Source organism: Mesotoga sp. UBA5825 (genome assembly GCF_002432955.1).
Taxonomy (GTDB): Bacteria; Thermotogota; Thermotogae; order Petrotogales; family Kosmotogaceae; genus Mesotoga.
This window is the reverse complement of sequence record NZ_DJHG01000038.1, coordinates 1-8,402: the sequence shown is the minus strand read 5'-3', so window position 1 is coordinate 8,402 and position 8,402 is coordinate 1. Positions and strand designations below refer to the sequence as shown.

Sequence of the window (8,402 nt, the reverse complement as noted above, 5' to 3'; positions counted from 1 at the left end):
TGCGTCTTATTCCGCTCTTTCCGACTCGCTCGCAACCTGCACACCTCAACCCCGGCCTTTTGGTTTTTCTTTGAAAGGGCATCCTCCCTTGATCGTCCAAGAAAACGAGTTCGTTCCTCGTTCCAGAGCGAGAATCTGTTCTTCGTTCTTGGTCAAGGTCATATTGAAGAGCAGGATGCTGAAACAAGGATGAAGGGAGAGAGAGTGTATCGAGTGCAGGGTCATGGGTGCTGTGAAAAGAAACGATTAACTCTGCAGTCATCCCGTAGAGCCTGCCCTGATATGCACCTGTTCAGGGCTCCTGTTTGGGATCTCGCTCCAAAATCTCTCTCTTGTTTTGAGCGTCCTGGCGTGAAAGCGCCTCTTTCCCCAGATTCACTCTTCGCGTTATTTGGTCAGTGATCCACATGATGCTCCTGCCAGCGACCAAGAACGAACATCGAACAAACGTTCTTATAGGGCCATTTCAGAGCATCGGCTTCTTTCGTATATAAAGACTAACACCCTCCGCCGTTACGTGATCCTCGTCCCTCAATTGAGTACTCAAAATCAGGCTTATCAGGAGTTTAAATACAGATTTACGCAAGATGCAGCATATTAGCGGCATTTAACTCATAGTATTATGGGTCCGATGAGCTTGCTAAACGAGGATGAATTGGAAGAAAATGAGAGATGAACCGGAGCGAATGAAACTGGATCATTTTTTCTTTGGATAGAAGCGAAATCTTCAAGGCAACGGAATTGACAGGAAAACAGCGTTATGTCCATTCAATGCTCAAGGTTGAAGCACCTCCAACTTACTTCGAAATCCACTTAAACAACTTGAATCATGCTCACAATCTTCACAAGCTCCATAACCCTCTCAGTGTAATGAGCTCATCCGATTGGTTTGTCCATACGATATCGAGCTTGGTCAAAAGTAATTAATTTGATACAATATTGACAGAATACTCCAATTTGTATGCCTGTGAGACGCTTAGTGTCGTCAGACGATTCTCCCGAAATAGTCTCGGGCAGCGCATGGAAGGCGCAATTCTTATCTACGGAATAACATGGTAATTTGTTAATATTGTCATCTGACTTGCCCATTGTGGCAATTGGCCAGTTTTATCAGGTCAAGCAAGGAGGTAGGAGCATGAGTTCAGAAGAAGGCTTTTTGTTTCATACTACGGGAATTGACTTGATCGAGACCTGCAAAGGTGGAAGAGAAGGAGATATCCTCGAATGGCCTGTGAAAAGACAGCCCGGTGGGGGGGGAGAAATATGGAGAATGAAAAGAAGATAGTTCGCAGGTTTGTCTTCAAGCTGTTCAAAGTCTATTGGAAACGGGAATTGCTGGCTGCAGTTCTGGTCGGAGTGATGATTGCTCTTGCAGTTGTCTTCCCGCTCTTGATAAGGCTGCTAATAGATGTTGTTATCCCTTCTGACAACATGGATCTTCTCGTAAAGTACGTTTTGCTTGTCGTCGGGCTCTGGTTTGGAAGCTTGATCTTTACCTATTTTGGCGAGGTGGTTTTTGAAACCACGGCCCTCATGGCAAAATCGGACCTGCGAAAGCAATTGTTAGAGAAGATGTTTGTTCTTCCTTTCGACTATTTCCACAAGAATAAGACCGGCGAGCTCGTATCGAGACTAATATCTGATCTGGAACTTGTAGGAACCGTTATAGCGCAGGTATTTCCGATACTGTTATTGGGAGTCGTTCAGATATCGGCGATTCTAGCTATCATGTTTGCTTTCAACTGGAAACTGACTCTTTTGCCCCTCGGCTTCATCGTGTTTTCCTTTCTTGTGATAATGTTCTTCAATATTATGGTGGAGAAAAGGAGCAAAGTAGAGAGGGAGAAATTCGGCGAACTGGCAGGAGTCACAAGTAACATAATCGATAATATGAAACTGATCAGAATCGCCATGCCATTTGCCTGGGTCATGAATTTCTTCGATCGTTTTCAAGGAGACCATGTTTATGCGGGCAAGAGGTTCATAAAGGCAATAAAGATCGCCGGCACACTCAAGACGTCGATAAACGGACTTATCTCCTTTTCACTGCTTGCCTATGGTGGTTACCTGGTAATGAAGGGTGAGATTACCGTAGGAATTCTCATTACTTTCTGGGCTTATGTTCAATCATTGTTCAACCCTATTCAGCTGCTTATGCAGGTGAACATTCTTCTAAGACAAAGCTGGGGAGGGCTCCTGAGAACAATCGAGGTACTGGAAGGTCCTGAAGAAGAAATGAGTGGTAGTAGTCCTAAGTTAGAAGATGTTCGGAGCATTTCTTTAGAGAACATTGAGTTTGGCTATGGCAAAAAGCAAATTCTAAAAGGCCTGTCTCTTGAACTGAGGAAAGGGGAAATTACGACGCTGGTAGGTGAGAGCGGCGCCGGTAAAACCACCACTCTGAATATCCTTATGGGACTACAAAAACCCCAGTCGGGAACCATATACATAAATGGCGAGCCTGTATCGAATTCGGCATTACTCAGACCATATATCGGCTTTGTGGAGCAGACACCAACTTTGTTTGAAAGATGTACTCTCCTGGAAAACATTACCCTGGGTAGATCGATTTCTGAAGCCGGTTTGGAAAACATCTTCGAAAGAACAAACCTTGACGTATTGTTGAGAAGATTCGAGAATGGACTCGACACATTGGTTGCAGACGTTCAGCTTTCTGGCGGTGAGAGACAGTTGGTCGCGCTGGCCAGAGCATTGGTCTCGAAACCACAACTACTTATTCTTGATGAGATCACGTCAAATATCGATTCAAAGACTGAAGAAATAATTCAGAATACTCTTGTAAGTCTAAAATCTGAAGGCATAATCGTGCTGATGGTTGCTCATAGATTATCAACTGTTCTATTGAGCGACAGAGTGGCGTTAATCAGTAATGGGGTTATAGTTGCAAGCGGAACTCACAGCGAGCTTCTAAAGACCAGTTCCGAATACAAGAAGCTTTACTCGCTTCAGTTGATAAAGGATGAACAGCAGGATAATTGATCAAGCGCATAGCGGTGCACTGTAAAAGCCCCGGACAGGAACGTATCAGGCAGGCTTCCTGGTGTTACTTCTAAGCAGAGAAGATCGGGATGCGGGTGTAGAGTTTGGCGGATGATGCCGAAGGTGAGAGTTTCAAGCTCTGACTTTCAAACTCCCAACGCTTTGTCCGGGAGCCCTTGAGGGTTCTATAAAGCCATGGATGAAATCTCGGAACAGAATCAAGGGAGAAAGACAGGTTCAGTTGTGTTTCCGATCACGTACCTCGGACGACACTTTCGCTCCTCAAGATTTCCATCTATCAAGAACTTACCCTTACTACTGCTTCAAAAACTCTTTTCCTGCTAATTCTAACCTCGGATCCGCGACCTTTCAGCTCGTAGCGAACGAAGACGGGCCGTAGGGCCCGTCTCACTAGAAATCGAAATTGTATCTTCCTGCCAGATGAAAGTGGGGGAAGAAGGTCGAGTGTCTTGCGAGCTGCCCTCCGAGATTGAATCCCACATTTATGATTGAAGTTGCCAACTCAAGACTGAAGTCGCTGATGTCGTAGCCTACTCCGACATGAGAGACTAGCGGAAGATACTTTATGTCTCGAGCGGCAAGGACGCTGGACAGTTCAGTCATCGCCGTTGCCTTGAAGAAGACAGGCGGAAGAGAAGGCGCGAGATCTTCGAGTCCCAGTTCGGCGTAAAGTCCTATGAGGGCTTGCATGGGGTCAAGAGAATAGAATTCCATTTCCTCAAAGCCGAATCCAAAGACTGGAACATCTGCAATAATGCCTAAGACGGGTTTGTTAAACAACATCCAGCCTACCTGAGCCCTCCCGAAGAACTGAAGATCAAATTCCTTTGTCTGTCTGTCCTGATTGAGAACAAAGCCCATTCCCACTGAGAAGTGGGTTGCCATCAGACCTGCGGCCAGACCAATAATCAGAACGAATACTGCGAGCTGTTTCACTTACACACCTCCTAAGAGTCTTATGTCAGAATCGCAGTCTTGCAGCGATCTCACTTTGAAGGAGTTCCTTATCAACCACCACGACTTTTCCGTCGTTGTTTATTACGCTTCGCACGATCCAGGGGCCCAAATTTCTAACTTCTCTGCTCTCCTTTACGGCATGCGTATATACTAGCTCTCTGTCAAGAACATAACCTCTTTTTCTCTCAAGAGGATTAATGAAAAGCGTGTCGATCCTTCTGTCATTTGCTGCTTTAGAGACTTCCGTCCAACCTTCGACATACTTGTCGAAATTCTCCTGGGCCATTTCCAGAAATTCCTTTCGAAGTCTCCTGCTTTCGCTATCTATCAGTTTGTCGACTTCTTCCTGAAGTTGCCTCTCCAGATTGAGTGTCTTTTGAACGAAGATTGGGTATGCTTCTGGAATAAGGTGTTTCGCTTCCTTCTGGAACTTTTCAATGCTTTCACTGAACGAAGAAGAGTGAAAGAAGACGAGGTATTCGACGTCTTTTGGAATCTCTTCGTCGTTCTTTATCAATGAGGCGTTCTTCTGAAGGAACCTCCTGTTCTCTTCTTCCTTTGCCTTGCTAACTTTTTCCGAAGCGTTCCCGTGATACATCGCTCCCGATGAAGGCGAGGGAGAGTACCCCTCCAGATACTCCTGTTCTTTTTCTCGAATGAACTCATTTTCGACGCTCTTAATAAGAGAGAGTTTTCTTCCTTCCATTACATAGTATGTTGATTTTTCCCTCTCCAGCGAGACAACAAGGGCCTCCGCAGATGAGCTTGAAAGCCATATCAGTTGATCAAGATCGAATGTCTTACCTACGTAAATCTCCTTCTCGGGCTTTCTATGAAGCGGGATGATTTTGACACCTTCGATTGCTTTATCGTTTTTTACATCTTCGCCTGTGTGGAACTCGATAAAAATAGCCAATCCCCTCCCCAAATCATCGATGTTTCCGAGTTTGGTAAGGACTGCTTCAACAACCTTCTGATGAATTTTCCCCATACCGGTTATCTTCTCGTCCTTCCTCAGACAATCTAGGATATTTGACTTCAAATGTTTTTCCGCATCGCTCCTTTTGAGATTCTCCATTGGAAAGTAGAAAGTGAGAAGATATGAATCTGATTTGATCCCGGCCTCTGCACTGAGTAGCTGTTGAAGTTCTTTTTCCATCTCAGCTTTTCGAAGAACGCGTGTAGCGACATTATCCATTTGATTTGCCTCCTTCCTTCGCTTCTTGGTGGTATGAAAGAACCTAAGGGCTTTCACTCTTGGCACGGTCTTCCATTCTCAGTACTCTCTCTTCAATTATAGTATCTGAAGTCTATTGGCTACACTTCAATTATAACCCCGGAAAATATTGTACAATAGCCACGGAGATGATTTGTTTGGCTAACAGTTTACAGAATTTGTTCTTCTCTAGAATGGAAAAGACTTTTCCGGCACTCAAAGTAAGGAATTTCAGATATTTCTGGGTAGGTCAACTGATATCCGTCATGGGAACATGGATGCAGACAGCCGCTCAGTCATGGCTCGTCTTGACGATAACGGATTCCCCTTTCCTGTTGGGTCTTCTCGGTGTTGCGCAATTCACGCCGGTACTCATTCTGTCACTACCTGCGGGGGTCTTCGTAGATCGTTTCCCCAAGAGGAGCATCGTAATCTTAACTCAGATAGCCTCGATGATCCTGGCATTTATACTTGCGATTCTTGTCTTCACGAATACAGTTCAATACTGGCACATCTTCATTCTGGCGTTTGGTCTCGGAATGGTCAAGACACTCGACATTCCTGCAAGACAATCTTTCATGATCGAATTGGTGGGTCGTGATGTGGTTCTTAATGCAGTTGCGCTGAACTCAACGGTCATAAATCTTGGAAGAATCGTAGGACCGGCCTTGGCGGGGGTAGTAATGGCTCTTGTCGGTGCGGGTTGGTGCTTCCTCATAAATGGAGTCACTTTCATAGCTGTGATAGTCGGTCTGTTCAAAATTGACGTAGCGCCGGTCGTAAAGAAGAGACCAAAGGGGACTGTGATACCTGACATCAAAGAAGGCCTAATCTATCTTTTCAAGAGTCCGATACTGACTACCACCACTTTGATTCTCGCAATCGTCAGTACGTTCGGCATGAATTACAGCGTTTTGATTCCTGTCTTTGCAAGAAATCAACTCGGTCTCGATGCTCAGGGATATGGACTTTTGATGTCTTCTTTGGGAGTCGGGTCGTTGCTTGGAGCTTTGATTGTTGCTGGGGGGAGTTCCAGAGGGCCGAAGAGAGTAAGGCTTTTTGTTGTCCCGTTCATAACTTCTTCTCTTTTCATCATTATGGGATTCAATAGTTCGTACTTGCTTTCGGCTTTGCTGATCGGGAGTATGGGGTTCGCGAACATCTTCTTTACTACCACTGCAAACAGCCTCATGCAAATTCACTCCGATAACGAGTATAGAGGAAGAGTTATGAGCGTTTACTCTCTCGTATTCGCCGGCTCGACGCCGCTCGGAAACATGTTTGTCGGATCGATCGCAGACCGAGCCGGCGCAGGGAGCGCATTCTTCTGGGCCGGTGTAGTCACGGTTCTGCTGGTTTTGGGAACAACGATGGCCCACAAAGTTAGGAAGAGAATTTCAGCGACGAAGAGTGATGCGGAGGCATGAGCGGGTTATCGGATCGAAATGTTGTATAATGATTTTGTTTGAGTATCCGGGGTGGTTATATATGTCTAGAATTCCCTTCTCCCGGATTTCCAGGTTCTGGGGGTTTAAGGAAAAGATCAGGTTTGAGAGAGCATTGAATGGCAGAGCTTCGGTAGTCAGCTCAGGTGGTCGTTTGTATGTGTTGAAGAGAAGGGCCGCGAGTGTTCCTGCCGGTTCTTGTCGTAGTGGTCTTCTGGCGAATCTTGTCGGTACCGGAGTTCCTGTTTCGGCTCCCGTTTATGCCCGCAACGGCAAGTCTGAAGTAAGAATCGGCAAGTACGTTTACTCAGTGTTTTCTTACATAGAAGGAGAAAAGGCCGACTCCAACATCTCTCATGCCACTCCGGAGTTGGCGGTTGAACTTGGCATTTTCACCGGAAGGCTCCACAAAGCTCTAGAAGAAATCGACGACGATCAGCTTGAAAGAACGAATCTGCTGAAGTCGCTGACAGCTGCCCTGCGGTACTTCAGTGCAGGGGACTTAGAAATGAAACTCGAAAGTGTTGAGGAATTCTTCACCGATTTCTACAAGATATATTATAGACTGCCGGTCCAGATCATCCATGGCGACTACCATCCAGGGAACATAATCATCCACGAGGGGAAGGTCTCTGGGATAGTAGATTTTGATTGTGCGACTCGAGAAGTGAAAGTGCTAGATCTTGCCTATCTAGTTCATAGCGTCTTCGCCGAGTTTCTGAAGATGGGTTCTCCATCGCTTTTCCTCTATTTGCTTCCGTACTTGCTTGAAGGATACTCCTCAGAAAACACTCTTTCCTCGAGCGAGAGGGAGAGTTTTGTCTATCTTCTTTCTGCTATTTCGATCATCCAGATTCATTACTTCACTGCGAAAGAATTGACTGAAGAAGCGCGCTTCGCAAAGAATGTCTTCAAATGGCTGTACAAAAACAGTAGTCGTATCAAGGAAAAGGCGGGTCTTGTCCTGGCCGGTTCCGAAAAGGTGATCTAGTGTGTAGTTCAAGAGATAGTTAATTTCCCGCCGCGCTTTCTTTTCTCCTTAGCATCGTTCCTTTTCATTTGTTCCTAATTGAATATTTCTTATAGAATACCGAGAGTCCCTCGCCTCGATTTTTGCTAATCTATCGCTGTCGCATATTAAACTATAATGTCTGCCATCAGAACAATGGCAGTCGGATCCTGGCAATTGGAGCGATCCGCTTTGCATTGAAGTCTTTGACCATGTTATTCAGCTGAGTCATTTTAGAAGAGAAACAGATCGATGGAAGATAAACGGCATGTTTTATTGACGGCTTAATGGTATGGTCAATTGCTAGTGTCGAAGTATAATCTGTTTGAGGAGGTGAATCCATGCTCGGGCTGAAAATCGTCGTCGAAAGAGGCTCTGGAGTCCCTTTGTTCAAGCAGCTGATAGATCAGTTGAGAACAGCGATAATTAGGGGGAGATTTCTAGGGCACAAGACTTCCTTCCGAGCGAGAGCTTTTGACGTTNNTGCTCAGCCTGAACAGGAGCGTTGTTGTGAAAGCATATAACGAACTGAAGATGGACGGCCTTCTGGATTCCAGATCGCGAAGCGGCACTTACGTCCTTTCAGTCCGGCCGGAACAGCAGTGTCATTTCGTCGGTCGCTTTTCGACGATATTATGCAAGAGTGCTTTTCAAAAGCACGGATACATATGCCTTCGGCCTGACAGTTGCCGTTTGGCCGCTTCGACAGGGACCGCCGGCGCTTCCGTCCTTTAGTTTTCTCAATACTTCGAAA

8 protein-coding genes are annotated in these 8,402 nt (G+C 45.7%); 6 read left to right on the top strand and 2 right to left on the bottom strand.

Going from position 1 to position 8,402, the window contains the following annotated elements:
* From B3N33_RS03945 to B3N33_RS03935, 3 genes are all read left to right on the top strand, one after another.
* Positions 1–193, top strand: a 193-nt coding sequence (locus B3N33_RS03945) for a hypothetical protein (protein ID WP_292592209.1), incomplete at its 5' end; no start/stop codon positions are given.
* A gap of 942 nt (positions 194–1,135) precedes the next feature.
* Positions 1,136–1,285, top strand: a complete 150-nt coding sequence (locus tag B3N33_RS03940; RefSeq protein ID WP_214078832.1) for a hypothetical protein — start codon at positions 1,136–1,138, stop codon at positions 1,283–1,285.
* Positions 1,264–3,000, top strand: a complete 1,737-nt coding sequence (locus B3N33_RS03935; RefSeq protein ID WP_214078831.1) for an ABC transporter ATP-binding protein — start codon at positions 1,264–1,266, stop codon at positions 2,998–3,000. Before B3N33_RS03940 ends, B3N33_RS03935 begins: the two co-directional genes overlap by 22 nt.
* A gap of 411 nt (positions 3,001–3,411) precedes the next feature.
* On the opposite strand, the gene B3N33_RS03930 is transcribed toward B3N33_RS03935, so the two are convergent.
* Positions 3,412–3,957 carry a hypothetical protein gene (locus tag B3N33_RS03930; protein WP_214078830.1) on the bottom strand — a complete coding sequence of 182 codons (546 nt, stop codon included), beginning with the start codon at positions 3,955–3,957 and terminating at the stop codon, positions 3,412–3,414.
* 25 nt (positions 3,958–3,982) lie between these two features.
* Complete coding sequence (locus tag B3N33_RS03925; RefSeq protein ID WP_214078829.1) at positions 3,983–5,176, bottom strand: hypothetical protein; 1,194 nt, start codon at positions 5,174–5,176, stop codon at positions 3,983–3,985.
* A 167-nt stretch (positions 5,177–5,343) separates the two neighbouring features.
* Between B3N33_RS03925 and B3N33_RS03920 the strand changes: the two genes are divergently transcribed.
* The 3 genes from B3N33_RS03920 (at position 5,344) to B3N33_RS03910 (ending at position 8,383) form a co-directional block, all read left to right on the top strand.
* Positions 5,344–6,621, top strand: coding sequence for an MFS transporter (locus tag B3N33_RS03920; RefSeq protein ID WP_414674175.1), 1,278 nt, complete (start codon positions 5,344–5,346; stop codon positions 6,619–6,621).
* 61 nt (positions 6,622–6,682) lie between these two features.
* Positions 6,683–7,630 (top strand): phosphotransferase enzyme family protein, encoded by a 948-nt coding sequence (locus tag B3N33_RS03915; RefSeq protein WP_292587820.1) that lies wholly within the window; start codon positions 6,683–6,685, stop codon positions 7,628–7,630.
* A gap of 492 nt (positions 7,631–8,122) precedes the next feature.
* Positions 8,123–8,383, top strand: a complete 261-nt coding sequence (locus B3N33_RS03910; protein WP_292592207.1) for a hypothetical protein — start codon at positions 8,123–8,125, stop codon at positions 8,381–8,383.
* The last annotated feature ends 19 nt before the right edge of the window (positions 8,384–8,402 follow it).